Here is a 25,926-nt window from a genome sequence, read left to right as displayed (position 1 = left end):
GTTAGGTAATCTAATGATACTTCACTTTTTTAATACAATGAATTCTTCAAGAAGTTGCGTGTGGACACTCGCATTTGCGACCATGAAAGTCTCTGACTGAAGCATTCCTGGTTGCTGTCCGCTCATTGTAGAGGAAATCGCCCCTACTTCGTTTGCAATGATCATCCCACCCGCCACATCCCACGGTGACAATCTCATCGACATGTACACATCCACTCTTCCTGTTGCTACATGTATCAGTTCGAGCGCTGCAGATCCATAGGAGCGTGTCCCTCTGCATTTGTTGACCAGGTCTATTATGGGATCATGATCTACATATCGATTCGGCGCGACCCAGCTTGCATTCACACCGACAATTGCTTCTTCGATTGTCGTGTCCATTAATTTCGGAAGTCGAATATCATTTAGATAGGCACCTTCATCCTTCATAGCCGAGTATAAATCATCCGCCATGACATCGTAAACATAACCAAGCATCCCGATTCCATCAATATAAATCCCTAAAGAAATAGCGAAATTTCGTTTTTGATGGACAAAATTCATTGTTCCGTCTATTGGGTCTAAAAACCAAATGACCCCATCCAGCGACTGAATGTCATCCCCAAAACCTTCCTCCCCCATAATTCGATGATTGGGAAAGTCTCTATGAATGCGTTTAATGAAAAATTGTTCAATTTCACGGTCAATATTCGTGACAAGATCGTTAGCTGATGACTTCGAGCTAACTACAATTTCGGTAGAAAAAGAATGTTTTATGTGTTGACCCGCTTCTTTAATCAATGATTTTGCATAACGGTCAAGTACGCCCCAGTTCATCTCAAATCCCTCCAGTTCATCTCCACTAAGTATAGCATAGCTATACGGAGCCAAACAAAAAAGGCTCCAGTGCATGGTCTCCCTGAAGAGAACAATGACCAACAGCCTTGCTAATAATTTCGTATTGTGACTACGTTAAAAGCCATTCAACTTCTCCAACTCATTATGAATTTCAGTCAACCTCTTTTTGCTTTTTGCAATCTGCTTAGAGTCTTCTTCATTCAATGCGTCATGAAGAGTCGCTAATTCATAATCCAACTCTAGATTCAATACTTTTAGGAATTCTTTTTCAACATCTGCTTTACGAATAACATGAACGATTTGTTTCATCGAAAACACCCCTTTTTTGAAAGTATGTGCAATTTCCTGTTACCATAAGATATGCGGGAATCAGTTGGACAGCTAGATGTTTTGTCCTCTTGTCTTCAATTATTCCCTAAAGTTCTTCCCAATAAACGTAGAAAAAAGAGAGGGGTCAGAAAATTGACAAAAACATTTTGGACAGAGAACGATTTTTCTGTTTTCGAAGTAGATGGATTGGATGCACGGATGACCGCATTACAAGAACGTATCCAGCCTAAGTTCACGAAGTTAGGTGATCTATTCGCTCCGTTGTTATCTGCACATGGAAAAGGTGAATTCTATCCTCACGTTGCAAAGCACGCAAGACGATCTGTGAATCCACCGTCAGACAGCTGGGTTGCATTCGCTCCTGCGAAAAGAGGGTATAAAGCGCTTCCTCACTTTCAGATTGGTCTTTGGGGTACACATTTATTCATCATTCTTGCTATTATTTACGAAAATCCCGATAAAAAAGGAATCTCAGAGCGTTTGCAAAAAGATTTGACCATTTTGACATCACTTCCTGAAGATTATATTGTTTCGGGAGATCACATGAAGCCAGATGTGAATGCGATTCGAGAAACGGGTAATGTTGGTTTAGTCGATCTACTCGAGCGTCTTCGAGACGTAAAGAAAGCCGAATTCCTCGTTGGCCGTCATCTTGACCGTAAACAAGCCGTAGCAATGTCTGAAAAAGAGTTTTTATCGTACACGGAAGAAACGTTCGAAAAACTTTTACCTGTATATGATCGGGTGATTGGATAATAAAGGTCAACAAAAAAAGATTCCAGTAGCTCGACTATTGAGCGATTCACTGGAATCTTTTTTTGATTGCCGAAAGAAGAAACAAGTACTACTATATTTCACGCTTCTGCTTACCCCTTAATAACGTCTCCACTTACTCCTTCTTTCGCACGCTTCACTACTTTATAGCATTCATAACTACTGGCGTCTTTAAATTCTTTAAACAACGTTTTCTCTTCAGCCATTGAAGGGACAACCTTCTTGAACGCATTATACGCATTCAGCAGTTCATCGCGGCCGATTCCTTGCTCAAACGCCTTTTCAATACAAGTAAAAAAACCAGTTACGGTCATAATTTCTTCTGTTGACCAATCTGCACGTAGTGGGTAACTATACTCCATCTACTTTCCCTCCCGTCCTAATTAGTTTATACGAAAAAGGAAAAACCTATCCGACGAACGTCAGATAGGATTTCCCATTTCTTATTTAGAAAGAATATGAATCGGTTTACCAAGAGCTACTTCTGCTGCTTCCATTGAAATTTCTCCCAATGTAGGGTGCGCGTGAATTGTCATAGAGACATCTTCTAATGTCATGCCACTTTCAATAGCGACTGCCATTTCAGCGATCATATCAGAAGCGTTCTCACCAGCAATTTGAGCCCCAAGTAATAATCCGTCTTCTTTGCGCGCAATAAGCTTCACGAAGCCATCAGGAGCATTTAATGCAAGCGCACGGCCATTCGCACCGAATGGGAATTTGCCTACTGCTACTTCATAGCCTTCCTCTTTTGCAAGACTCTCGTTTAGACCGACAGTTGCAAGTTCTGGATCTGTGAAGCATACTGCAGGAATCGCCAAGTAATCGACTTCTGATTTTTCACCAGCAATCGCTTCAGCAGCAATCTTACCTTCGTAAGATGCTTTATGTGCAAGCTGTAAACCAGGAACGATATCCCCGATTGCGTAAATATTTGAGATGCTTGTACGACATTGCTTATCTACACTTAGAAGTCCACGCTCTTCAAACTTCAAGCCGAGTTCTTCAAGTCCCATCTCATCTGTATTTGGACGGCGTCCTACAGTTACAAGCACGTAATCAGCTTCAACGGTTTTTTCTTCGCCTTTCACTTCATACGTTACTTTCACGCCAGAATCTGTTGCTTCGGCACCTTTAGCTGTTGCTTTCACAACAACCTCAACGCCTTTTTTCTTCAATCCTTTTTTAACAAGTTGTGTCATTTGCTTTTCGAAGCCTGAGAGGATATCGTCTCCACCTTCGATAATCGTAACTTCAGAACCTAAGTTTGCATAAGCAGAACCAAGCTCAGTACCGATATATCCTCCACCGATTACCACCAATTTCTTAGGAAGCTCTTTTAACTCAAGAGCACCTGTAGAATTGATCACTCGTTTAGAGAATTTGAAGTTCGGAATCTCAACAGGACGTGCTCCAGTTGCTAAAATTACATTTTTAAATTTATACGTTTGTGCAGATTTGTCGTCCATCACACGTGCTGTGTTGGCATCGACAAAGTACGCTTCACCTTTGACGATATCGACTTTGTTCCCTTTAAGGAGTCCTTCAACACCGCCAGTAAGCTTCTTCACAACGCTTTCTTTGAATGCCATTGCTTTAGAGAAATCGAGTTTTACGTCTGATGCAGTAATTCCCATATCCCCAGCGTCTTGGGCACCTACAAAACGATGTCCGACAGAAATGAGCGCTTTCGAAGGGATACAACCAACGTTCAGACAAACACCACCGATCGTATTCTTCTCTACAATCGTCACTTTTTGTCCGAGTTGTGCAGCACGGATTGCTGCTACATATCCTCCAGGACCTGAACCGACTACGAGCGTATCTGTTTCAATTGGAAAGTCTCCTACTACCATATGTTTACGCCTCCATTAATAAAAGTTCTGGATTTCCTAGCAAGTGTTTAAGGTGATTCAACGCTTGTTGCCCCGTCGCTCCATCGATTACTCGATGATCAAACACTAATGACAATGCTAACATAGGTGCCGCAACGATTTCACCATTTTTTACTACTGGTTTTTCTGAAATGCGACCAATACCAAGAATCGCTACTTCCGGATGATTAATAATTGGTGTAAACCACTGACCGCCTGCAGAACCGATGTTAGTAATCGAGCAAGACGCGCCCTTCATTTCTGAAGCAGCTAGTTTACCATCTCGAGCTTTTCCACCGAGATCAGAAATTTCTTTTGAAATTGCAAACATCGATTTGCGATCTGCATGTTTAATCACTGGTACAAGAAGTCCGCGATCCGTATCCGCTGCAATCCCGATATTGTAATAATGCTTCTGGATCAATTCTTCAGTAGCATCGTCAAGTGATGTATTCAATTCAGGGAAGTTGCGTAATGTTGAAACGAGTGCCTTCACTACATAAGGCAAGTACGTCAACTTAATATCTTGTTCTGCAGCGATTTCCTTGAACTTCTTACGGTGTGCAACCAATTCCGTCACATCCACCTCGTCAAGAAGTGTGACGTGCGGAGCAGTACGCTTAGAGTTCACCATCGCCTTCGCAATCACTTTACGTATGTTAGAAAGTTTTTCGCGTGTTTCAGGGAAGTCGCCTTCAGGAACTTCAATAGGTTGAGGCTGCTCTGTTTGTGCTGTCTCTGCTTGCTGTCCTTCTTGAGCTCCAGCTGAAACGTTCTCTTCTTGAGCTTCGTTTTGAGTCGTTTTGCTACCGCCAGATTTAAATGACTCAATGTCTTCTTTCATGACACGACCATTTTTACCTGAACCTGCAACCTGGCGAATGTCCACGCCTTCTTCGCGAGCAAACTTACGCACTGAAGGCATCGCGATGATTCGGCGGTTCGGATCCACGTCCTTACTCGTCGCTTCTCCTTTAGGTTCAGGAGTTGCTTCTGTTGCAGTACCTGCCGCATCTTTTGGTGCTTCTTTTTTATCTATAGACTGTCCTTTTTCGGCAGTTGCTTGAACTTGAGTTTCAGATTTTGCTTCCTGTTTTTCTTCGACAGGAGTTTCCTCTTCTACCTCATCTTCGTGGTCTGGAGAATCAATTCGAATCAATTTATCTCCCACGATTGCTACAGTTCCTTCACTTACAAGTATTTCTTCTATTGTTCCTGACACAGGTGAAGGGATTTCCACGACAGATTTGTCGTTTTGTACTTCAAGAAGTGTATCATCTTCGTTAATAGTATCGCCTTTAGATACGAACCACTTTACGATTTCACCTTCATGAATTCCTTCTCCGATATCTGGTAAACGGAAGTGATATGCCACGTGATCCACCCTCTCCTCAGTCCATTTGACTGGCTTTTAAAATTCAAGTACTTTTTTCGCAGTTGCAACAATGTCATCCGCTTTTGGAAGCCACGTGTTTTCACCTTGTGCAAACGGATAAATTGTATCCGGAGCAGTTACACGTAGTACTGGTGCCTCAAGGCTTAAGACTGCGCGCTCCATAATTTCAGAAACGACATTTGCAGCAATTCCTGCTTGACGCTGAGCTTCTTGTACAACGATGGCGCGGTTTGTCTTCTCAACAGATGCAATTATTGTCTCAACGTCTAATGGTTGAATTGTACGTAAATCGATAACTTCAACAGAGTGACCATCTTTTTCAAGTGTTTCCGCTGCTTTTAAGCTTTCTTGTACCATTGCACCGTATGTGATGATGGACAAATCAGTTCCTTCACGCTTCACATCTGCTTTACCTAAAGGAATTGTGTATTCTTCTTCAGGTACTTCTTGACGGAACGAACGATACAGTTTCATATGCTCTAAGAAGATGACAGGGTTCTCATCTTTGATTGCAGAGATCAGAAGACCTTTTGCGTCATATGGCGTTGATGGGATAACTACTTTTAATCCAGGCTGCGCAGCAACAAGTCCTTCCAGACTGTCTGCGTGCATTTCTGGTGTAGCCACTCCCCCGCCAAATGGAGAACGGATTGTAATTGGAGCATTTAATTTACCTGCACTGCGGAAAGACATACGTGCAGCTTGACCGCTTACCGAGTCCATAACTTCGAATAGGAAACCGAAGAACTGCAGTTCCATAACAGGACGATAGCCTGTCAATGCAAGACCGATTGCAAGACCACCAATACCTGACTCAGCTAGTGGAGTATCAAATACCCGTTCTTCTCCGAATTCCTTTTGAAGACCTTCAGTTGCTCGGAAAACGCCGCCGTTTTTACCAACGTCCTCACCGAACACGAGCACGTTTTCATCATTTTTCAATTCCGTGCGCATTGCATCGGTAATTGCCTGGATCATAGTCAATTGTGCCATCGGTTATTTCGACTCCTTTTCCGTGTAGATGTCAAACTGTTCTTGTACGTTATAAGGCATATCGCCTGCATACATATTTTTAAGGAAATCAGTCACTTTTTGTTTGGGTGCCTGATCGGCCTGTTTGATTGCATCTTTAATTTCTTGTTTTGCACGTTCAATCACTTCGTTCTCTTTCTCTTCGTTCCATAGTTTTTTTCCTTCTAAATACGTACGGAAACGAACGATTGGGTCACGCTTTTCCCATTCGCTATCAATATCAGATGTCCGGTAACGTGTTGGATCGTCTCCAGCCATCGTATGAGGTCCATAGCGGTAACACATTGTTTCAATTAGTGTAGGCCCGTCACCTTTCACAGCGCGTTCACGTGCATCTTTTGTAGCCACATATACTGCCAACGGATCCATTCCATCTACAAGAACACTTGGAATTCCTGCCGCAATCCCTTTTTGTGCGAGTGTCTTTGCAGCTGTTTGTACTTCACGCGGAGTTGAAATTGCAAATTGGTTGTTTTGAACAACAAAAATGGCTGGTGAACGGAATGCACCTGCAAAGTTAAGACCTTCGTAGAAATCTCCTTGTGATGTACCGCCATCACCTGTGTATGTCATTACTACGTTTTTAGTTCCGCGTTTTTGGAAACCGAGTGCAACTCCCGCTGCTTGTACATATTGTGCACCAATGATAATTTGTGGTGGGAATATGTTAAGACCATCAGGAATTTCGCTTCCTAAGAAATGACCACGTGACCAAAGGAACGCCATATGTAGTGGCAAACCATGGAAAATTAGTTGAGGAACATCACGATATCCCGGTAGGATGAAATCATCTTTTTCTAACGCGAAATGAGATGCAAGTTGTGATGCCTCTTGTCCAGCTGTAGGCGCATAAAAACCAAGACGACCTTGGCGATTCAACGCAATTGAACGCTGGTCGAGTATACGTGTATACACCATACGTTCCATCAGATCTGTCAATTCTTCGTCAGATAATTTAGGGTCAGATTCCTTATTTACAATTTTACCGTCCTCGTTCAGAATCTGGAACATTTCAAACTTTTCTTCGATCTCATGCAAAACGCCTGTTGGATCGAACTGCTTGTTCTTTTCTGCAGCCATTTCGGCAACTCTCCTTCTCTTAACTGTATTAGGTAAACCACGACATTCTATTGATACAATAATTCTTTCACACTCAGTATACGCAAAGGTAAAGGAACGGTCAATCCATGAAGCATATAGTTTGTATGCGTACCCAATAAAGTTGGACGTACATGCTTCCGCTGTATTAGTACAACCAGTAATCTGTATTATAATAGAGTCTAATAGAGGTTTTCACTCTGATTCTACTTGTTGAGTTTCTTTCAAAGCACTATTCACTTCCAATGTAGATTGGTTAAACACTTGGATTGCATCTTCCAGTTTAGCTCGTTGTTCGTTGACCGTAGCCGTCGCCTCTTCTAATTCTACCCGTTTAACATTTTCCTCAATCAGAAGTTCATATACAACACCTTGGCTGTCCATTAAATCTTTGTATAAACCAATGACTTCATTGTGAAGTTCATATCTCTTGGTCAAGGCAGTTTTTAACGTTAATACTGACTGTGTTCCTTCCTCACTAGTTACATCTGGAAGCGAAGTAAGTCGTTTGGCCGTTTCCTCTCCTCCAGCGATAACTTCTTGTTCTTCATCTATTAATTGTCGTCTCTCTTCAAGGTAATTTTCAAGCCGGGAAACTCCGCTTTCAATGAGTTCGCGTTCTTCAATACTGAAATCCACTGTTTTATCAAACAAGATCTGTTCTTTTTTCTCTAGACTCGCCAGTTGGTTTTCATATTCCCCAACTTTGTTCTCGTACTCATGGATATCAGTTAGCACACTGCCTAACTCCCTTTGCATCTCATCTTTTTCTTCTGTGCATCCACCGACCAAAAGAAGTAAACACATCGGGATTATCAAAACTAACTTCCGCACTGTATCCCTCCTATCAATTTTCTAGGTTAGCATTAAATCCTTTCACCCGTTTCATACTTCCATTATACTAAGAATAGGCACTAAAACGAAAAGGAGATACCAATCATGATTTTAATGAATGATATTATACGCGAAGGCCATCCAACTCTTCGAAAACGCTCTGAAGAGGTTACGTTCCCTCTAACTACTGAAGACAAACAGCTCGCATCTGACTTACTAGAATATGTCATAAACAGCCAAGATGATGCCATTGCTGAAAAATACGACTTGCGTGCTGGGATTGGCTTAGCTGCGCCTCAGGTGAATGAACCTAAGCGAATGTTCGCTTTGCACATTGAACAAGAGGAGGATAAAGATCTTAGTCTCATTGCGATCAACCCAAGAATTGTTAGTCATTCAGTTGAGAAATTGTATTTAGCAACTGGCGAGGGCTGCCTATCTGTCGATCGCGAAGTAGAAGGGTTCGTACCAAGATATGCACGAATTACGATAAAAGCATTCGATGCAGAAGGAAACGAATTCAAAAAACGATTAAAAGGTTTACCTGCCATTGCATTTCAGCATGAACTTGATCACTTAAATGGAATTATGTTTTACGATCACATCGATCCGAAAGATCCATATAAAGAAATTCCAGATGCTTCTCCTTTTGAAAGAGAGTAATTTTAACTTGACAGAAAGTTCAGAATACGTTATACTTCTTTAACAAGGAGTGATATCGCCATGTATAGGCGCCTGAAACGTAAATTGTTGAAACGGCTGAATGGCATCCTCGGGAAAAAGTCAATTGCATAACGTTTATACGCCCACCCTTTATAAGGTGGGCTTTTCTTTATTTTCCCTGAATGACGTGGTACTATTAAAAGTATCAGTCCAAAAATCGAACGTTTTTAAAAAGGAGAGCACAATATGATCTTTAAAGTTTATTACCAAGAAACCAAGGTACAAGTACCTGTCCGCGAAAATACACAAACGATGTATGTAGAAGCAGAAACTCAACGTGAAGTGCGTAAAAAGTTACAAAATCGCCATTACAACATCGAACTCATCCAACAACTTGAAGGGGAGCATCTCGAATACGAGCAGGCTTCTGAACACTTCGAGCTTGAGCAGGTGTAATGCATGAAATCTATTAAGAATAATGAAACTGCCGTTTTCGCCTTAGGCGGACTAGGTGAAATCGGTAAGAATACGTATGCTGTTCAATTTCAAGATGAAATCATCATAATTGACGCAGGTATCAAATTTCCAGAAGATGATTTACTTGGAATCGACTACGTCATTCCTGATTACACATATTTGAAGCGTAATGCCGATAAAATCAAGGGACTATTCATCACGCATGGTCACGAAGACCACATCGGTGGGATTCCCTACTTATTGAAACAGGTGAATATGCCTGTTTACGGTGGTAAATTAGCGCTTGGATTGTTACGCAACAAACTTGAAGAACATGGTCTCGTTCGTTCAACGAAGCTTATCGAGTTTGGTGAGGATGATGTTTTCAAATTCCGAAAAACAGCTGTATCATTCTTCCGCACGACGCATAGTATCCCTGATGCGTATGGTGTCGTTGTAAAAACTCCTTCAGGCAACATCGTGCACACAGGTGACTTTAAATTCGACTTCACCCCTGTTGGAGAACCTGCTAATCTCGCGAAAATGGCTAAAATCGGAAGCGAAGGTGTTCTTTGCCTCCTCTCTGATAGTACCAACGCTGAAGTTCCAAACTTTACGATGTCAGAACGTAAAGTTGGAGATAGTCTGAACGAAATCTTCAGAAAAGTGGATGGACGAGTTATTTTCGCAACGTTTGCGTCAAATATCCACCGTTTGCAACAAGTGATCGAAGCGGCACAAATTCATGGACGGAAAGTTGCTATCTTTGGACGTAGCATGGATAATGCGATTACAATCGGCCGTGAACTTGGCTACATTGATGCGCCAAAAGATCTCTTCGTAGATACTCAAAGCATTAATCGCTTGCCTGCAAACGAAGTGATGATTTTATGTACAGGCAGTCAAGGTGAACCGATGGCTGCATTATCTAGAATCGCTAACGGCACACACCGCCAAGTTCAGATTCAACCCGGTGATACAGTAATCTTCTCGTCTTCACCTATCCCAGGCAATACGTTAAGTGTAAACAAAACTATCAATGCCTTGTTCCGTGCTGGTGCTGAAGTCATTCACGGCGCTCTGAACAATATCCATACATCTGGTCACGGTTCACAAGAAGAGCAAAAGCTGATGTTGCGTCTTATTCAGCCAAAATTCTTCATGCCGATCCACGGTGAATATCGAATGTTAAAAATGCATGAAGAACTCGCCATTGCATGTGACGTGGAACCCGATAATGTCTTTATTATGTCAAACGGGGATGTCCTTGCACTGACTGAGGATACTGCACGCCCTGCTGGACGCGTTCCTTCAGGCGACATCTATATTGACGGTAGTGGGATTGGCGATATCGGTAATGTCGTGCTTCGTGATCGTAAAAATCTTTCCGAAGACGGTCTTGTTATTGTCGTTGCTACGATTGATAAGAAACGGAACCGCGTTGTTTCAGGTCCGGATTTAATTTCACGTGGATTCGTCTATATGCGGGAATCCGGTGCAATGATCAATGAAGCCCAATATATGCTGACGCGTCAAATGCACCGAAAATTGTCAACTGGACCAGCTGATATCGGAGTCCTAAAAAGTGAAATTATTGATTCTCTCAGCTCTTATCTATATGACAAAACAAAACGTAGACCTATGATTCTACCAGTAATCTTAGAAGTATAATAAAACAGCCTGACCCGATTGGAACCAACCGGGTCAGGCTGTTTTTTAGTGCAATACTTTTTTCTCGAATCGATGGATATCGACATCTGAACCAATAACAATTAGAACATCGTTCAATCGAATCTCTTCTATCGCTTGAGGTGAAACTAAAATATGATCTTCCCGTTTAATCGCGACAATATTGACACCATATTTTGCACGGATATCCAAGTCTATCAGAGTTGCACCAGACAGTTTTTCATTTGCACGGATTTCCACAATTGAATACTCATCGGATAGTTCCAAGTAATCGAGAATGTCGTTTGAGACCATTCGATTCGCAATTCGTCGTCCCATGTCACGCTCCGGATGAATGACATGGTCTGCACCGATTTTACGCAATACTTTTTCATGATAATCATTTTGAGCTTTCACAGTAATCATTTGCACGCCAAGTTCTTTTAAAATCAGCGTTGTTAAAATACTGGCTTGAATATTCTCTCCAATTGCTACGACAACATGCTCAAAATTACGAATTCCAAGCGATCGTAAAGACGATTCATCGGTTGTATCCGCTGCAACTGCTTGTGTCGCAATTTGAGCATATTCATCCACTCGCTCTTGAGATTTGTCAATCGCCATAACCGAAGCATCTAATTCAATTAGTTCGTTCACGATACTCCCACCAAAGCGGCCTAAGCCGATGACGACAAATTCCTTTTTCATTTCTCATCTCTCCGATTCACGTAAGAATGCGTTAAGTTTACCATAGCAGCGCTACTCTCTCAAATATCGAGAAAACCCGACGGTCCGTTGAACGGATGTCGGGTTTTAAAACTTACTTTTTCATTTCATCGAGTACACGGTTTACACGCTTTTCAAGCATTTTCATGCCACTTCCGCCAGCTTGGAAATGACGAAGCTGACCATCTTTGTCGAATACGTAATACGCTGGAACGTACTGATTCTCGAACGCATCATTCAATTTAAGCTCGCTGTCTACATAAATCGGTTGTGTAATGTCGTGTTCAGCTGCAACTGCTTTAATGTTCTCCAAATCTACATCATCTTCAGAACGTGGCATGTGAACAGCAACGACATTCAATTCGTTTTTGTACTTATCCCGGAATGCATTCACGTCTGGCATCGCTTCTTTACACATATGACAGCTCACTGACCAAAAGTGAATGAGTGTTGGTTTTTCACCAACGAGTTCAGTTTTAGTAACTTCACCGTTCAACCATGCTGTTGCGCCAACGAGTTCTGGCATTTGATCACGTAATTTCATGTGTTAGTTCCTCCTCTTGGATAAAAATCCCCGCTGCAAAATCTTAGCGGGGAACTTCAATCAATTTTTATTGTATGAGATTATAGAGTTTCTTGACCGGGACGCCAGTTCGCTGGGCAAAGACCACCAGTTTGAAGTGCTTGAAGTACACGAAGTGTTTCGTCTACATCGCGACCAATGTTGTTGTGGAATACTGTTTGGTATTGCATTTCACCTTCTGGATTGACGATGAAAAGTCCACGCAAAGCAATTCCTTCTTCTTCAATCAAAACACCATAGTTACGAGCTACTTCGTGGTTTGTGTCAGCAGCAAGTGGATATTTCAAATCCCCAAGACCATTGTCTTTACGGTCTGTGTTGATCCAAGCTTTATGTGTATGAATCGTATCTGTAGAAACACCGATTATTTCTGCGTCAAGGTCTTCGAACTCGTCGTAACGATCAGACATTGCAGTAATCTCTGTCGGGCAGACAAATGTAAAGTCCATTGGATAGAAGAACAATACTGTCCACTTATCATTTTTCATGTTTTCTTCAAGGCTAACTTTACCAAATGACTTGTCCATCATTACAGCTTCCATTTCGAATCTTGGCGCTTGTGTACCAACCATACGTTCTACCATTCAAAATCCCTCCAATTATCTTGTGGGCGGAATTCTCATCCGCTCAATTCTTCTATAGCTTATCAAATGCTTGTCAGAATATCAATTAGAATGACTCACAGATAAGAATCATTATCGAAAAAAGTCATGTAATTGAGAAGAAGATTAATTATGACTCTTCACTATCCGAACACATCGAAGGCTTTGAGGGTCTGTCTCCGCAATAGTCGCAGGACGGATCTTCACATGATACTTCTCGCCATTCGTCACAAGAGGCACAGTAGACGGAATCGAACTCTTCATTGTACACGAGTGAGCCCATACAACGCACACAGTGATCCGCCATGTCCGCCCATTCAATAATCGTTTCGTTATTGTATAAAAACACACGGGAACTACCATCCGTTACCGTTTGTATGTCGTTATTCAGTGCAGTCTTCATCAAATTATTCCAGTGCCGGTCTTCCGGGTCAAAATAAAACAGCATTTTCTCGCCCAATCGGAGTCCCCCATTTCTTTGGTATTATTCTACTATGCCTCAGGCAATAATACAACGAAAGCCCGTTATCACCCGCTGTGTACTACGCCATGAAGAACATTATGTTTTGTTTAAGGAATGATTGCTAGGTTTGTGTAAATCCACCCTTGATTTCCTGTGTTGTTTTTGTATAATGAAAGATGCTAAAAGTAAACTTGAAGTTCAGCTATACTAAACTTTGATGAGAGTAGGAAGACACATGCAGATCGGCAGCAAAATCAAACGGTTGCGATTACAAAGCGGACTCACTCAAGAAGAGCTCGGTGAACGCACTGATTTGACGAAAGGCTACATTTCTCAATTAGAACGGGATTTGAATTCTCCTTCTATTGAAACGCTTTTCTCCTTGCTCGAAGTTCTCGGTACAACTCCAAAAGACTTTTTTGACGAAACCAAGAAGAGTGATCCCGTCGTTTACTCACCAGAACACCAAACCACATATATCAACGATGAGTTGCATTACAAAATACGCTGGCTTATTCCTAGATCCAATGAAAATGAAATGGAACCCGTACATATTACGTTCTCGCGTAAAGGTGAGCTTAAACAATTTGCCCCTTCTCTTTCCGAAACGTTTATCTATGTTCTTCTGGGGAACGTTGAAATAGAGATAGGGACTCGCATTTATACAGCAAGTGAGGGGGACGCAGTGTACTATTCTGCAGAAGACCAGCACCGTATATCAAATGCACACGATGGGAACAGTGAGCTCTTACTTGTCGCTACAGAATCTTATTTATAAAAAAGGGGGACCCTCATTGTCCACACAACCAATCATTCGCTTTGAGAATGTCAGCAAACGCTTCGGCGAAGACACAACTGTATTAGATGGTGTTTCATTTGAAATGGAACGCGGAAAGTTCTACACACTTCTCGGTCCTTCCGGCTGCGGGAAAACAACGATCCTTCGACTCATTGCAGGGTTTTCAGAGCCTTCTGAAGGGACCATTTACTTTAATGGGAAATCTGTCAATCAAACACCCGCGAACGAGCGACAAGTGAACACAGTTTTCCAGGACTATGCCCTGTTCCCTCATTTGAATGTCTATGAAAACGTTGCCTTCGGATTACGCATCAAAAAAGTGAAAAAAGCCGAAGTGGATCGACGTGTGAAAGAAGCACTTAAGTTCGTCAACCTTTCTGGTTATGAAAACCGGGAAATTACAGAAATGTCTGGTGGACAACGTCAACGGGTCGCAATTGCACGCGCAATCATCAATGATCCGGAAGTCATCTTGTTAGATGAACCCCTTTCTGCATTGGACTTGAAATTGCGTTCAGCGATGCAGTATGAACTGCGTGAGCTACAGCAACGTCTAGGAAAGACTTTCATCTTTGTTACTCACGATCAGGAAGAAGCACTCGCAATGTCAGACGAAATTTTCGTCATGAACTCCGGACAAATCCAGCAGTCTGGGACACCCATCGATATTTACGATGAGCCTATCAACCGGTTTGTCGCTGACTTCATCGGTGAATCGAATATCGTCTCTGGTGTCATGATTGAAGACTACCTAGTTGAATTCAACGGGAAACGATTTGAATGTGCCGATGCTGGACTCCAACCTAATGAGAAAGTGGACATCGTCCTTCGACCGGAAGATATTGAAATCACGCCTGTAGATGCTGGGAAACTTACGGTTACTGTAGACACCTCCCTTTTCCGAGGCGTTCACTATGAAATTTCAACTTACGACCAAGATGGCAACGAATGGCTCGTCCATTCAACTAAAAAAGCGGAAGTTGGTATGCAAATTGGTCTAGACTTTATCCCGGAAAACATTCATGTCATGCGTCTTAACGAATCTGAAGAAGATTATGATGCGCGACTTGAAGCGTATGGTGTGGCGGATGAAGACTAATCGCGCTAGCTTACGTTTGTCCATGGTACCTTACTCTCTTTGGATACTTCTTTTCGTCATTGCCCCAATCGGACTAATCGTGTACTATTCATTTTTCGATTTAAGCGGTAATTTCACGTTTGAAAATTATAAAAACTTTTTCACGTCTGTCTATTTAAAACTGACAGTGAGCTCATTTTGGTATGCCTTTCTCATTACGTTTTTCTCATTGTTAATCTCATACCCTACAGCTTATTTTTTAACTAAACTGAAGCATAAGCAGTTGTGGCTGCTGCTGATTATTATCCCTTCATGGATTAATCTCTTGCTGAAGACCTATGCGTTCATCGGATTAATGGGCTTATATGGACCGGTTAATGCTTTACTTGAAGCAGTAGGTATCGGCAAACAGCAGATTTTGTTCACAGACTTCAGTTTCGTGTTTGTATCTGTTTATATCTTCATTCCATTCATGATTTTACCGATTTTCAATGCGTTGGATAAATTAAATCCTGCACTGATTGACGCCTCTAGGGATCTAGGTGCGAATGCTTGGACGACTTTCAGACGTGTCATCTGGCCACTTACACTAAACGGTGTAAAGTCAGGCGTTCAAGTCGTATTCATCCCAGCACTTTCATTGTTCATGATCACTCGACTCATTGCAGGAAACAAAGTCATTACGCTCGGTACAGCCATTGAGCAGCAATTCCTCGTTACTCAAAATTGGGGAATGGGCTCAACGATTGCCGTGTTCTTAATTCTATTCATGGTAGTCATTTTGCTTCTAACGACTGCGAACGAAAGGGGGATGGCTGGAAGTGGAAAGAAACGGTAAACTCCCAAAAATCTTTTTGACAGCTGTCTTTCTTGTTTTATATGCACCGATTTTTTACTTAATTTTCTATTCGTTCAACTCTGGTGGCACGATGTCCCATTTCGAGTCCTTCACATGGGAGCATTACGCTGCAGTGTTTGAAGATAAGCGTCTTATTATCATCGTGCTCAATACAGTTGTCGTCGCCTTACTCTCTGCGCTAATTTCTACGGCAATCGGTGTGATGGGAGCAATCACGATTCATTATATGAAGAACAAAGCGATGCGAAACGCAATGCTTTCCATGAATAGTATTCTCATGGTAAGTCCTGACGTCATTATCGGTGCTTCTTTCCTTATTTTATTTACACTAGTCGGCGTTAAACTAGGATTTGCTTCTGTCCTTCTTTCTCATATTGCGTTCAGTATTCCGATTGTCGTCATTATGGTGCTGCCGAAATTGCAGGAGATGAGTCCGACACTGATCGATGCTGCACTCGACCTTGGAGCAACTCGTAAGGAAATCATGTCTCGTGTCATTTTGCCATTCATTAAACCTGGGATTTTCGCAGGATTTTTCTTGGCTCTTACGTATTCCTTGGATGACTTTGCGGTGACGTTCTTCGTGACTGGAAATGGCTTCTCCACACTTTCTGTTGAAATCTACTCGATGGCAAGAACGGGAGTTACGTTAACGATCAATGCATTATCTGGTCTCATCTTTGTGATTACAGCTGCTCTGATTTTAGGCTATTATTTCATCACGAATCGAACTAAAACACCTGCTTCGGGGGTGAAACGATGAAATCGTTAATTCGGGGAGCATTTCTAATTGCAGCAACAGCAGCTATTTTGATGATCATTAATGCACAACTTGCTAAAAGCGGAGCACAAGCCGGAGGAAATACGCTGACCGTTTACAACTGGGGCGAATATATTGACCCTGATCTCATCAAACAGTTTGAAAAAGAAACAGGTATCAATGTCATCTATGAAACCTTCGATTCTAACGAGGGAATGATGGGGAAAATCGAGCAAGGCGGGACTTCTTATGACATTACGGTCCCTTCCGAGTATATGGTGGAGATGATGCAAGAAAAAGATTTGCTCGTTCCGCTTGATTACGACAAGATTCCTAACATCAAAAATATCGATCCCTACTTTATGGATCTTCCCTTTGACCCTGACAATACGTATTCCATCCCCTATTTTTGGGGAACACTAGGAATCGCTTATAATCCAACTTTGTTAAATGGTCAAACTTTTGAGAGTTGGGATGATTTATGGGATCCTTCACTCAAACAAGAAGCTGTCCTTGTAGATAGTGCGCGCGAAGTAATGGGTATGAGTTTGAATTCACTTGGCTATTCACTCAACTCAACGAACATTGACGAACTTCGTGAAGCGACAGATAAGCTGAAAAGGTTGAGCCCGAATATTAAAGCTGTCATCGGGGATGAAGTGACACAAATGATGATGAATAACGAAGCAGCCGTGTCACTCATCTGGTCCGGGCAAGCAGCGGATATGATGTCTGAGAATGAAGACATCACTTATGTAGTTCCTAAGGAAGGGTCAAACTTATGGTTCGATAACATCGTTATTCCAAAGACGGTGAAAAACATTGATGGGGCTTATGAATTTATCAACTTCATGTTACGTCCCGAAGTTGCTGCTCAAAATGCGGATTACGTTGGCTATTCAACGCCTAATAAAAAAGCGTTGGATCTCTTAGATCCCGAGGTGGTCACGGACGAGAGGTATTATCCGGATGAAGCGGCTCGCGATCACTTAGAAGTGTACAAAAATCTTGGGTTGGAAATGCTCGGTAAGTACAATGAGTTGTTTTTGGAATTCAAGATGAATATGAAATAATTGGATATGTTGCAGCAGAAGCGGATTGTCGCTTCTGTTTTTTTATGGAAGGGATTGATTGGTCGCGAGGTGGCGATTGAGTGGACGATAGTTATGTAACGCGGGCGTTTGGGTAAGGTGGAGTAAGTAGTTTTATGGTTTTATGATCACTTTTTGAGATTTATGAGCGCTTTCTTGAGGTTATGATCACTTTTTGAGGTTTATGAGCGCTTTCTTGAGGTTATGATCACTTTTTGAGGTTTATGAGCGCTTTCCTGAGGTTATGATCACTTTTCGGGATTTATGATCACTTTCTTGTGGTTATGATCACTTTTCGAGATTTATGAGCGCTTTCTTGTGGTTATGATCACTTTTCGAGATTTATGAGCGCTTTCTTGAGGTTATGATCACTTTTTGAGGTTTACGAGCACTTTCAACAACCGTGGACAATCCCGAATGTTAAACCTCCATTCCTAGTAAACAAATTGGGAAGTCTATACTGCTAGAATTGTCTGAGGTGTTCGAACACAGTGGAGACGAGCTGTGTGATAGACTAAGGCGAGGATACGACTGATTAAAAGGAGGAACATGCGTGGGCGCTAAATCTACATCATTTGCAATTTATATCTTAATGTTCAATATGTTCATTACCATGTCGGGAATTGGACTCATCATTCCAATCATGCCTGATTACTTAGGAACCTTTGGCGTGGCTGGTGCTGCACTCGGCTCGCTTATTGCCGTGTTCTCGTTTGCCCAATTTATATTTTCTCCGGTTTCCGGTTCTCTTTCAGATAAGCACGGACGAAAGAATATCATCATTTTCGGACTCATTCTCTATGGTGTTTCCCAACTTGCCTTTGGTCTTTCTACAGAACTTTGGATGCTCTTTGTAGCTCGATTCTTCTCTGGTATCGGCTCCGCATTCTTAATTCCACCGATGATGGCTTTTGTTGCGGACATTACAACATTTGAAGAACGTGGTCGCGGTATGGGTTTACTTGGTGCTTCTATGTCTCTCGGATTCATGATAGGACCTGGAATCGGTGGTTTTCTATCTAAGTTCGGACTACAGTTCCCCTTCTACTTTGCTGCAGGCGCTGCATTGTTCGCTGCAGTCATGTCGGTTTATATTTTACCAAATCCTACACCGAGCGCTGCGGCTGAAAATGGGCCACGACGCACCGAAAATTTGTTTCAACAAATTGCCCGCTCAACGAAGACTTCCTACTTCGTCGTCTTACTGGTTATGTTTGTCTTCTCGTTTGGCCTAGCAAACTTCCAATCGACCATTTCTCTATATGTAGGGATTAAGTATAATTACACCCCCCTCATGATTGCGGTCATTATAACAGTGGGCGGATTCGTTGGAGTCATCATCCAAACGTTTGTCATCAATCGTTTGTTTAAGCGCTTCGGTGAAATGCGTGTTATCCTCATTAACTTAGTGATTGCAGCGGCTGCCATGCTCAGTATTACATTTGTGAATATGTTCTGGTCGATTTTGCTAGTTGCAACGATTTTCTCAACCGCTACCGCCTTATTAAGACCCGCAGTAAATACGTTAGTTTCAAAACTTGCTGGTAACGAACAAGGCTATGCAGCTGGAATGATGAATGCCTACATGAGCTTAGGCAACATGGTAGGACCTGCCCTAGCAGGATTCGTTTTCGATTGGAAAATGACAGCACCGTACTTTCTCGGCACCGCTATACTTCTCTCCTGTTTCTTATTAGCTGCTACTTGGGCAAAGAGAAATTCAGTTATTTTATCTACTACACGTTCATGAACTTCAAAAATCCCAAAGTCGCAAACACTGCGCTTTGGGATTTTATAATACATCTATCGTTTCCGCTTTTGTTTGAGGAGTTCAGTGACACTCGTCTGCCCCCCTGTTTCTAGTCCATTAACAGTGAGTTTCTTTCTTACTACTGGTGCAAATCTACTAAAACGGCGCAATGTGATATCTGCAAAAAACAGAAGTAAAGATCCTAACAGCAGCCAAGTCGTAATCGATCTGCGCTCTTCTCCCCGATATGGGAGTGAACGGAATGCTTCCTTAGGATTATTCAATACACGTCCACCAGTTTCTTTAGCGATCGCTGCTAACAAGTCTTCGTTCGGCTCTTTCGGTCTATATTCTTCCCCGTAAGGAATCGTGACTCCTGTTTCGAACAGGCGATTTTGGTCATCTGTTACACTGATGTATACAAGTCCCGGTGCGGCTTCGAGTGAAATATTCGTTTTACCAGGGGACGTTTGGTCTTCCATGACATCTATTTCCTCGCCTGACTCTGTCACTGCTGACACTTCAAGAAATGCTGCTTCCCCGCTCGTATCTGTAATGGTGAATTTCCCACCAGCACTTTGTGTCAGTACGTAAGGGGCAGAACTGTAAGAAGGCAATATTCTTGTCATTGCCGTATTCCAAAATTCCGGATACTTTTCCCACGCAGCCAGTTCCCCAGACCATTTACCGGATGAATCCGATGTGAATGCAACAGTACGACCTAGACCATATTTCCATTCAGCAAGGATTGGATCTTCTTTAGGGCTAATCGCAGCAACGTCAGCTGTTTGTTTAGCAGTCGTAGCAATGTAGGCATTCATCTGTGGGATACCTTTAGCAAATAACTCATTCCACTCTGCGATATTTCCGAGTTTCATATAAAATGGATCGTCTTCGATATATGTCCGCGTCATCGTTATGGTTTCACGAGACAAGATCGCAGGAACCGTAGACTCATCAGAAACCCCGTAATAACGTCCTCCTCCGGCTACCGCCATCGCTTCTAATAAAGATTGATCGGCATCTGAACCGATTCCTACTGTGGATAACGTCGTATTGTTACTTTTAGCTTCTTCAATAATTTCAAGATATCCGGCAGGCATCGGAGATTGTCCATCCGTTAAGAGAATGACGTGTTTCCGTTGGAGAGACAGATCTGCCAGATCCTCATAAGCTTTTGCCACCGAAGGGAAAATATTTGTCCCTCCAGCAGCAGGGACTGATAGAATTTTCTCAGTCACGTCTTTTTTATCGTCAAGAGGACCCACAGGCACAACTTCCCAGATGCTATCGTCAAACGCAGTGAAGCCGAACGTGTCTTTTTCCCGCAGTAAATCGACCGACCGCGCTGCAGCTTCGCGCGCGAGCGCTAGTTTCGAGCCGCTCATACTCCCTGACCGGTCCATAGTGATAACGAGTCCAAGGGAAGGAAGTTCTTCTTTTCCTTTCACTTCCATCTCTACGGGTAATAGAGTTTCTATCGGCGTTTTAAAATAACCACCAAGCCCGAAACTGTCGGTTCCTCCAGTCATCATGAAACCCGTTCCGAAGTTTTTCACCGTCTGTTCAATCAAAGCCATTTTTTCTTCACCAACTACAGTGCCGGGCACGTTATCGAAGATGATTGCTTGATACGGTAAATATCCTGATAGTGTTGAAGGCAAATCTTTCGCTTGAAGTGTTACCACGTTCAATGTGTTCTGATCCAACAAACCAGGGATGACCGATGGATGATCATCCGTTTCGACAACTAATACGGAGGGTTGACCCTGTACAGTCACAGCAGCAAACATCCGATTATTCTCTAAAAAATGATCATTTTCAACGACTAGCTTCGCCTCATACTTCACTAAACCTGCATCCACTGCTGGTAATGGGTAAGTGAATTGATTTTCACCTGGAATCAGTTCAATGCTCTCTTCACCAAGCGGTCGATCGTCTTGATACAAGTGTAGGGTCCCGGTTGTACGATCTGATGCATTCACTTCAATTGTCATGAGCTGCTGTTGCCCTGCGTACGCAGTTCGTGGCACATCCAACTTCGTCAAAGCGGCATCCGGAAACGTTTGATGGTTCAACTGTGCAACGTCAATTTGTACACGGCTATCCGTGGATTTCTCTAAGTAGCTTAACGCATCCCCACGAGTTTGCAATCCGTCAGTTAGCAAAACAATTCTCTTTGCAGATTCTTGAGAACCAATCGCATTCGCTAGGCTAAGGGCCTTTTCGATATCTGTATCACCGACTTCTCCCAATGATTCAACCTCAGGTATACGCACTTGCTCTTTAGTTAAGGATGCGTCCGTCCTAAAATCACCTGCAAACGAATAGAGTCCTACCGTCTGGTCAACTTTTTTGGAACGTAGACTTTGTTCAATGAATGCATCTATTTCTTCCGATGTACTTGAAGTTGAAGCTGAACGATCGGCAAGGAACAAAATCTGTTCCTCTTCATTGTAGAGCACAAGAAATGGCGACACTAGTGCTGCAACCAGAAATAGAATGGAAGCACTTCGAAGTGTAAAAAGAAGTGCACTCCTAGTGGTTTTCCTTTGAACTGTCCGCCATGTAAAAATCATGTAGACCACAATAGGGACTAAAACGAGTAACCAAAAAGGATGATCAATACGGATATCCACGTCGTCGCTGCACCTCCCATTCTATGAGCACTATTAGTAAGAGTGGCAGAAGAAATGGCCAGATGATTGGAATTGATTGCTCCTTCTTCACACCTGTTGCTGCAAGATTTCCGGTTGAATACGAATCTCCTGTCCCTACATTTCTTTCAGAGGAATCGAGATGAACAGCAAATAATTTATCCGTTATTCCATCTGTTGCTTTATAAATGCCAGGTATTGCTGGAGCCTGTAATGTATTTGCTGACTCTGTAGTGTACAAATAAGAGCCTGATAACTCATATATATCTGCAGCTTCCGTCATTACGACAGACTTCCGTTGAAGCGACGTGAATACTCCAAGTGTTTCAGCGTCGTCTGACAACGATTTTACGACACTCCACACGAATAGTGGAAAAGTAGGTTGCAATGGCCAGTCTGTCGCTTCCAAGTCTGCAAGAAAGATAATATCTCCACGAGGGGAGCGTTGGATAAGAGGATCTTTCCCGATTCTCGCGAGCACTTCATAGTCTTTAAATGGAGGATACACTTCTTCTACATACATATCCTTTGGAGCTGCAATTGAAAACAAAGAATCATTTATTACGGTAACTTCTCCTTTGGCTTCAATCGGCTTGACCGTATCCCGTCCGACTAAGAAAATCGGCCGTTTCCCTTTATCTAGAAAACTTTCAGAGCCCGTTATTCTTAAAATAGTATCTTCATCGAAGTCTTCTCCACTATCGATCGTGACCTCTTCTATAGCCTGCGCAGCTTTTCTTAATAATTCGTGAAGTTTACCATCCACTACTACTTGCGCACGTTCAGTCGCAAGCAGCGCATAACTAGTGTTATCAGCGCCATAGTCGTCAGAACTAATCAGTTCAGCTTGAAGCGCAGTAGCTTCGGTCTCAATCTTTTTAAAAGAAATCAATTCTTCACTGCCCGGTTCACCATTAAAAGATTCTTCAGCAAGTACTTCCCCAGTGGCAGACTCTTTTAATAGAATTTTTCCTGACTGTGCTTTCTCTGTATCATGTTGCAATTTCACAATCGCTGTTACCCCTTCTTCACGTCGATTTGCTCCGAATCGAACAATGGAATGGTTGTTTATTTTTTGCCCATTCGTATGTACATGCCAACTCATGTTAGTGACTTCATAGGCCAAAGCTGTCCGCTCCAATGCATCCGTAAAGATGTGAACTTCTGCTCCCTGCTCACCATACATCGACTTCACAAGCTCAATAGACGTATCCAAATGACTTTGTTCATACCGAACGGTTAGCCCTTCTATCACTTTTGTAGCAGCAGGTGAATCGCTGTTTTGTATAGCAAATTCGGGTTCCTTCCCTGTAATCACGACGGAGACAGGACGCCCTTCTTCTGAATCCAATAACTTTTTCATCTCCTCTTGATTCATCTCAAAGAGGGTGGAACCGTTAGGAGTTGCTAGCATCGTAGCTGAACTATCGACGATGAACACGAGGGGAATGCCTTCAGTTTGGGAGTGCTTCGTGTACGGAGCTAGGAGCATCCATACAAATACAAGAAGCGCTAGCAGTTGCAAGTAAAATAGAGCATTGCGTTGCAAATTACGTATGAACGGTGAAACGTTCTCTTCACGGCGGTCTTCGTCCCAAAACAAGGTAGATGAGATCGTTTTTGGTACAAAACGCTTTCTGAATAAATAATAGATGACTACTGTTACTGGAAATACCAGTGTCCACAAGTTGGTCAAACTAGCAAACCCCATCCTCACTCCTCCTCTCTAGCGCACCCAACCTTGTCTACGCATTTGCATCGTAAATACATCTTCAGGTCCTGCTTGAGGTGTCGTCATGAGCACCCCGATACCGTATTTCGCTGCACTTTCCATCATACGTAGTTGATGTTTTTTTTGCTGAAGCTGATACGCGATTTCAACTGAGTTCATCATTGTCACTTCTGAAATCCGTTCACTTTCACTATCAATAAATCGGATGTCTCCTTGATAGCTAGGGGTGCGCTCTGATTTCGATCGAACGGCCACTACGCGCACATCCCGACATCTCGTTGAAAGCTGTTTAAACAGCTTGTCGAGATCTTCATTTGGCTCCAAGGCATCCGTCACCACAAATAACAACGTCGTGCCTTTAGGGATCGTATGGATTCCTTCTAATAACCCAGTTGTTTCAGAAGGTTGTTCAAAACGACTAATGTAAGTCGTCCACGAACCTGCCTGGCGCGCACCTTTTCGTGTAAATAATTGTTTCTTCCCACTAAATATTCGACTGATGGATACCGTATCACCGTTCTTTAATGCAATTTGTCCAAGCCCAATCGCAATTTGCTGTGCAAACTTCCATTTGTCTTCAAAGTTCATAGACTTGCTCGTATCTAGCACTATATGGACACGCATTTCTTGTTCATCTAAAAACTGCTTGATGAAATATGAATCAGTTCGAGCGTACACATTCCAGTCGATATGACGGATGTCATCACCTGGATGGTATTTCTTAAAATCAGAAAACTCCAAGGAGGCACCCGTCTTTTTAGACACATGGCTCCCTTTGTGATGACCAAGACGCCCACCATGCTGCACAAATGAGAGTCTACCGAGACGGGCCGACAAGCTCGAAGGAAAGAAAGAAGTCATTAACCGACTGCCTCCCTCCGCATGCTCGCTAGAACCTGATCAAGGAACGTCTCATTTGTAATTCCTTCAGCTTCCGCTTCATAGTTCAACTGAATACGGTGAAGAAGAGCAGGTTTCGCAACCGCCCGGATATCTCCGATGGATACGTGAACACGACCTGTCAGAAAGGCTCTCGCTTTTGCCAGACGGATCATTGCCTGCAAGCCACGAGGACCACTTCCGAACTGAATGTATTGGGACCATTCATTAGCCCCCTCAGTTTCAGCATGAGTCATCGAAATGAGCTGTATCGCATAATCAACCATTTCTTCCGCAATAACAATTTCACGGACAAGCCGCTGTGCTAGGAGCAATTCGTCCCTACTAATCACTTTCTGAATAGTAATGACAGTAGTACCCGTGGTCCGTTTCACAATTTCTTTCAATTCAGTTGGAGATGGATGAAGCAAATTGATTTTGCATAGAAAACGGTCCAACTGTGCTTCAGGTAAGGGATACGTACCTTCCATGTCAATCGGGTTTTGTGTTGCAAGTACAAAAAACGGCTTTTCCATTGGATAGGTGTTTCCTAGAACAGTAACGGTCTTCTCTCCCATCGCTTCTAGTAATGCACTTTGGGTTTTAGGAGTGGCACGGTTGATTTCATCCGCTAGGACGAGCTGGCTGAATAATGGACCTTCGTTGAAAGTGAATCGCTGACGCCCCTCCCCATCACGTTCCAGTAAAGTGGTACCTGTAATATCAGAGGGCATCAGGTCTGGTGTGAATTGGATACGTTTAAAAGAAAGGTCCAATGCTTCACTAATTGTACGAATCAACATTGTTTTTCCAAGTCCCGGAGCTCCTTCAAGAAGGGCATGTCCATCCGCAAGAATAGAAAGAAGCGTGTATTCAATTGCTTGCTCCTGACCTACAATGAACTTTTCGATTTCAGTTCGGACGCCACTCATTTTCTGACTCATTTGTTCAAACGGTTGTAGCAGTTCGCTCATAGAAAGTTCTC

26 protein-coding genes are annotated in these 25,926 nt (G+C 42.7%); 10 read left to right on the top strand and 16 right to left on the bottom strand.

Annotation, left to right across the window (positions count from 1 at the left end; all coding sequences use genetic code 11):
- Nucleotides 1-21 precede the first annotated feature (21 nt).
- Nucleotides 22-816: an inositol monophosphatase family protein gene (locus DVB69_RS02155; RefSeq protein ID WP_116016110.1), complete on the bottom strand. Its 795-nt coding sequence runs from the start codon at nucleotides 814-816 to the stop codon at nucleotides 22-24.
- Between the two features lie 135 nt (nucleotides 817-951).
- Entirely contained in the window at nucleotides 952-1,146 is a 195-nt protein-coding gene (locus tag DVB69_RS02150; RefSeq protein ID WP_116016108.1) for a hypothetical protein, read from the bottom strand.
- 153 nt (nucleotides 1,147-1,299) lie between these two features.
- Between DVB69_RS02150 and DVB69_RS02145 the strand changes: the two genes are divergently transcribed.
- Nucleotides 1,300-1,923: a YktB family protein gene (locus tag DVB69_RS02145; protein ID WP_116016106.1), complete on the top strand. Its 624-nt coding sequence runs from the start codon at nucleotides 1,300-1,302 to the stop codon at nucleotides 1,921-1,923.
- 110 nt (nucleotides 1,924-2,033) lie between these two features.
- On the opposite strand, the gene DVB69_RS02140 is transcribed toward DVB69_RS02145, so the two are convergent.
- The 6 genes from DVB69_RS02140 to DVB69_RS02115 all read right to left on the bottom strand — a co-directional run bounded on the left by DVB69_RS02140 (nucleotide 2,034) and on the right by DVB69_RS02115 (nucleotide 8,175).
- Complete coding sequence (locus tag DVB69_RS02140; protein ID WP_116016104.1) at nucleotides 2,034-2,303, bottom strand: UPF0223 family protein; 270 nt, start codon at nucleotides 2,301-2,303, stop codon at nucleotides 2,034-2,036.
- An 81-nt stretch (nucleotides 2,304-2,384) separates the two neighbouring features.
- Nucleotides 2,385-3,797 carry a dihydrolipoyl dehydrogenase gene (lpdA, locus tag DVB69_RS02135; protein WP_116016102.1) on the bottom strand — a complete coding sequence of 471 codons (1,413 nt, stop codon included), beginning with the start codon at nucleotides 3,795-3,797 and terminating at the stop codon, nucleotides 2,385-2,387.
- Between the two features lie 4 nt (nucleotides 3,798-3,801).
- A complete protein-coding gene (locus DVB69_RS02130; protein ID WP_116016100.1) occupies nucleotides 3,802-5,190 on the bottom strand; it encodes a dihydrolipoamide acetyltransferase family protein in 1,389 nt (462 codons plus the stop codon).
- Nucleotides 5,191-5,226: 36 nt separating this feature from the next.
- Complete coding sequence (locus DVB69_RS02125) at nucleotides 5,227-6,204, bottom strand: alpha-ketoacid dehydrogenase subunit beta (protein ID WP_116016098.1); 978 nt, start codon at nucleotides 6,202-6,204, stop codon at nucleotides 5,227-5,229.
- Between the two features lie 3 nt (nucleotides 6,205-6,207).
- Nucleotides 6,208-7,323: a pyruvate dehydrogenase (acetyl-transferring) E1 component subunit alpha gene (gene pdhA, locus DVB69_RS02120; protein ID WP_116016096.1), complete on the bottom strand. Its 1,116-nt coding sequence runs from the start codon at nucleotides 7,321-7,323 to the stop codon at nucleotides 6,208-6,210.
- Between the two features lie 213 nt (nucleotides 7,324-7,536).
- Nucleotides 7,537-8,175 (bottom strand): YkyA family protein, encoded by a 639-nt coding sequence (locus tag DVB69_RS02115; protein WP_116016094.1) that lies wholly within the window; start codon nucleotides 8,173-8,175, stop codon nucleotides 7,537-7,539.
- Between the two features lie 105 nt (nucleotides 8,176-8,280).
- Between DVB69_RS02115 and def the strand changes: the two genes are divergently transcribed.
- The 3 genes from def (at nucleotide 8,281) to rnjA (ending at nucleotide 10,965) form a co-directional block, all read left to right on the top strand.
- Entirely contained in the window at nucleotides 8,281-8,838 is a 558-nt protein-coding gene (gene def / locus DVB69_RS02110) for a peptide deformylase (protein ID WP_116016092.1), read from the top strand.
- A gap of 246 nt (nucleotides 8,839-9,084) precedes the next feature.
- A complete protein-coding gene (locus DVB69_RS02105; RefSeq protein ID WP_116016090.1) occupies nucleotides 9,085-9,294 on the top strand; it encodes a DNA-dependent RNA polymerase subunit epsilon in 210 nt (69 codons plus the stop codon).
- 3 nt (nucleotides 9,295-9,297) lie between these two features.
- Complete coding sequence (gene rnjA, locus DVB69_RS02100) at nucleotides 9,298-10,965, top strand: ribonuclease J1 (RefSeq protein ID WP_116016088.1); 1,668 nt, start codon at nucleotides 9,298-9,300, stop codon at nucleotides 10,963-10,965.
- 45 nt (nucleotides 10,966-11,010) lie between these two features.
- Here the strand turns inward: rnjA and DVB69_RS02095 are convergent, their stop codons facing one another.
- From DVB69_RS02095 to DVB69_RS02080, 4 genes are all read right to left on the bottom strand, one after another.
- On the bottom strand, nucleotides 11,011-11,670 hold the full coding sequence (locus DVB69_RS02095; RefSeq protein ID WP_116016086.1) for a potassium channel family protein: 660 nt from the start codon (nucleotides 11,668-11,670) through the stop codon (nucleotides 11,011-11,013).
- 112 nt (nucleotides 11,671-11,782) lie between these two features.
- The gene (locus DVB69_RS02090; protein ID WP_116016084.1) at nucleotides 11,783-12,232 is read right to left on the bottom strand and encodes a TlpA disulfide reductase family protein; all 450 of its coding nucleotides are present in this window, start codon (nucleotides 12,230-12,232) and stop codon (nucleotides 11,783-11,785) included.
- An 80-nt stretch (nucleotides 12,233-12,312) separates the two neighbouring features.
- Nucleotides 12,313-12,855 carry a peroxiredoxin gene (locus DVB69_RS02085; protein WP_116016082.1) on the bottom strand — a complete coding sequence of 181 codons (543 nt, stop codon included), beginning with the start codon at nucleotides 12,853-12,855 and terminating at the stop codon, nucleotides 12,313-12,315.
- Between the two features lie 148 nt (nucleotides 12,856-13,003).
- Nucleotides 13,004-13,333 (bottom strand): hypothetical protein, encoded by a 330-nt coding sequence (locus tag DVB69_RS02080; RefSeq protein WP_116016080.1) that lies wholly within the window; start codon nucleotides 13,331-13,333, stop codon nucleotides 13,004-13,006.
- A 238-nt stretch (nucleotides 13,334-13,571) separates the two neighbouring features.
- Between DVB69_RS02080 and DVB69_RS02075 the strand changes: the two genes are divergently transcribed.
- The 6 genes from DVB69_RS02075 to DVB69_RS02050 all read left to right on the top strand — a co-directional run bounded on the left by DVB69_RS02075 (nucleotide 13,572) and on the right by DVB69_RS02050 (nucleotide 19,673).
- Nucleotides 13,572-14,114, top strand: coding sequence for a helix-turn-helix domain-containing protein (locus tag DVB69_RS02075; RefSeq protein ID WP_116016078.1), 543 nt, complete (start codon nucleotides 13,572-13,574; stop codon nucleotides 14,112-14,114).
- A gap of 16 nt (nucleotides 14,115-14,130) precedes the next feature.
- Nucleotides 14,131-15,234, top strand: a complete 1,104-nt coding sequence (locus DVB69_RS02070) for an ABC transporter ATP-binding protein (protein WP_199562790.1) — start codon at nucleotides 14,131-14,133, stop codon at nucleotides 15,232-15,234.
- Nucleotides 15,224-16,051: an ABC transporter permease gene (locus DVB69_RS02065; RefSeq protein WP_199562789.1), complete on the top strand. Its 828-nt coding sequence runs from the start codon at nucleotides 15,224-15,226 to the stop codon at nucleotides 16,049-16,051. The genes DVB69_RS02070 and DVB69_RS02065 overlap by 11 nt, the downstream gene beginning before the upstream one ends.
- Nucleotides 16,035-16,835, top strand: a complete 801-nt coding sequence (locus DVB69_RS02060) for an ABC transporter permease (RefSeq protein WP_116016074.1) — start codon at nucleotides 16,035-16,037, stop codon at nucleotides 16,833-16,835. The genes DVB69_RS02065 and DVB69_RS02060 overlap by 17 nt, the downstream gene beginning before the upstream one ends.
- Nucleotides 16,832-17,905 (top strand): ABC transporter substrate-binding protein, encoded by a 1,074-nt coding sequence (locus tag DVB69_RS02055; RefSeq protein WP_116016072.1) that lies wholly within the window; start codon nucleotides 16,832-16,834, stop codon nucleotides 17,903-17,905. The genes DVB69_RS02060 and DVB69_RS02055 overlap by 4 nt, the downstream gene beginning before the upstream one ends.
- 571 nt (nucleotides 17,906-18,476) lie before the next feature.
- A complete protein-coding gene (locus DVB69_RS02050) occupies nucleotides 18,477-19,673 on the top strand; it encodes an MFS transporter (protein ID WP_370452906.1) in 1,197 nt (398 codons plus the stop codon).
- Nucleotides 19,674-19,726: 53 nt separating this feature from the next.
- Here DVB69_RS02050 and DVB69_RS02045 read toward each other — a convergent pair whose 3' ends face one another.
- Genes DVB69_RS02045 through DVB69_RS02030 form a run of 4 tightly spaced genes read right to left on the bottom strand, consistent with a single transcriptional unit; the run spans nucleotide 19,727 to nucleotide 25,915 of the window.
- Nucleotides 19,727-22,312 (bottom strand): VWA domain-containing protein, encoded by a 2,586-nt coding sequence (locus DVB69_RS02045; protein ID WP_233505299.1) that lies wholly within the window; start codon nucleotides 22,310-22,312, stop codon nucleotides 19,727-19,729.
- Complete coding sequence (locus DVB69_RS02040) at nucleotides 22,296-24,041, bottom strand: vWA domain-containing protein (RefSeq protein ID WP_116016070.1); 1,746 nt, start codon at nucleotides 24,039-24,041, stop codon at nucleotides 22,296-22,298. Before DVB69_RS02040 ends, DVB69_RS02045 begins: the two co-directional genes overlap by 17 nt.
- A 15-nt stretch (nucleotides 24,042-24,056) precedes the next feature.
- Nucleotides 24,057-24,923, bottom strand: coding sequence for a DUF58 domain-containing protein (locus tag DVB69_RS02035; RefSeq protein WP_116016068.1), 867 nt, complete (start codon nucleotides 24,921-24,923; stop codon nucleotides 24,057-24,059).
- Nucleotides 24,923-25,915 (bottom strand): AAA family ATPase, encoded by a 993-nt coding sequence (locus DVB69_RS02030; protein ID WP_116016066.1) that lies wholly within the window; start codon nucleotides 25,913-25,915, stop codon nucleotides 24,923-24,925. Before DVB69_RS02030 ends, DVB69_RS02035 begins: the two co-directional genes overlap by 1 nt.
- Nucleotides 25,916-25,926 lie beyond the last annotated feature (11 nt).

The organism is Sporosarcina sp. BI001-red (genome assembly GCF_003384035.1).
Lineage (GTDB): Bacteria > Bacillota > Bacilli > Bacillales_A > Planococcaceae > Sporosarcina.
Note: the sequence above shows the minus strand (reverse complement) of the source record. Positions and strands in the feature narration are given on the sequence as shown.

What these genes read in the sequence shown, in the direction of transcription:
- DVB69_RS02155 (WP_116016110.1), bottom strand. Translation starts at nt 816, where the DNA reads ATGAACTGGGGCGTACTTGACCGTTATGCAAAATCATTGATTAAAGAA.
- DVB69_RS02150 (WP_116016108.1), bottom strand. Translation starts at nt 1,146, where the DNA reads ATGAAACAAATCGTTCATGTTATTCGTAAAGCAGATGTTGAAAAAGAA.
- DVB69_RS02140 (WP_116016104.1), bottom strand. Translation starts at nt 2,303, where the DNA reads ATGGAGTATAGTTACCCACTACGTGCAGATTGGTCAACAGAAGAAATT.
- lpdA (WP_116016102.1), bottom strand. Translation starts at nt 3,797, where the DNA reads ATGGTAGTAGGAGACTTTCCAATTGAAACAGATACGCTCGTAGTCGGT.
- DVB69_RS02125 (WP_116016098.1), bottom strand. Translation starts at nt 6,204, where the DNA reads ATGGCACAATTGACTATGATCCAGGCAATTACCGATGCAATGCGCACG.
- pdhA (WP_116016096.1), bottom strand. Translation starts at nt 7,323, where the DNA reads ATGGCTGCAGAAAAGAACAAGCAGTTCGATCCAACAGGCGTTTTGCAT.
- def (WP_116016092.1), top strand. Translation starts at nt 8,281, where the DNA reads ATGATTTTAATGAATGATATTATACGCGAAGGCCATCCAACTCTTCGA.
- DVB69_RS02105 (WP_116016090.1), top strand. Translation starts at nt 9,085, where the DNA reads ATGATCTTTAAAGTTTATTACCAAGAAACCAAGGTACAAGTACCTGTC.
- rnjA (WP_116016088.1), top strand. Translation starts at nt 9,298, where the DNA reads ATGAAATCTATTAAGAATAATGAAACTGCCGTTTTCGCCTTAGGCGGA.
- DVB69_RS02095 (WP_116016086.1), bottom strand. Translation starts at nt 11,670, where the DNA reads ATGAAAAAGGAATTTGTCGTCATCGGCTTAGGCCGCTTTGGTGGGAGT.
- DVB69_RS02090 (WP_116016084.1), bottom strand. Translation starts at nt 12,232, where the DNA reads ATGAAATTACGTGATCAAATGCCAGAACTCGTTGGCGCAACAGCATGG.
- DVB69_RS02085 (WP_116016082.1), bottom strand. Translation starts at nt 12,855, where the DNA reads ATGGTAGAACGTATGGTTGGTACACAAGCGCCAAGATTCGAAATGGAA.
- DVB69_RS02075 (WP_116016078.1), top strand. Translation starts at nt 13,572, where the DNA reads ATGCAGATCGGCAGCAAAATCAAACGGTTGCGATTACAAAGCGGACTC.
- DVB69_RS02065 (WP_199562789.1), top strand. Translation starts at nt 15,224, where the DNA reads ATGAAGACTAATCGCGCTAGCTTACGTTTGTCCATGGTACCTTACTCT.
- DVB69_RS02055 (WP_116016072.1), top strand. Translation starts at nt 16,832, where the DNA reads ATGAAATCGTTAATTCGGGGAGCATTTCTAATTGCAGCAACAGCAGCT.
- DVB69_RS02040 (WP_116016070.1), bottom strand. Translation starts at nt 24,041, where the DNA reads ATGGGGTTTGCTAGTTTGACCAACTTGTGGACACTGGTATTTCCAGTA.
- DVB69_RS02035 (WP_116016068.1), bottom strand. Translation starts at nt 24,923, where the DNA reads ATGACTTCTTTCTTTCCTTCGAGCTTGTCGGCCCGTCTCGGTAGACTC.
- DVB69_RS02030 (WP_116016066.1), bottom strand. Translation starts at nt 25,915, where the DNA reads ATGAGCGAACTGCTACAACCGTTTGAACAAATGAGTCAGAAAATGAGT.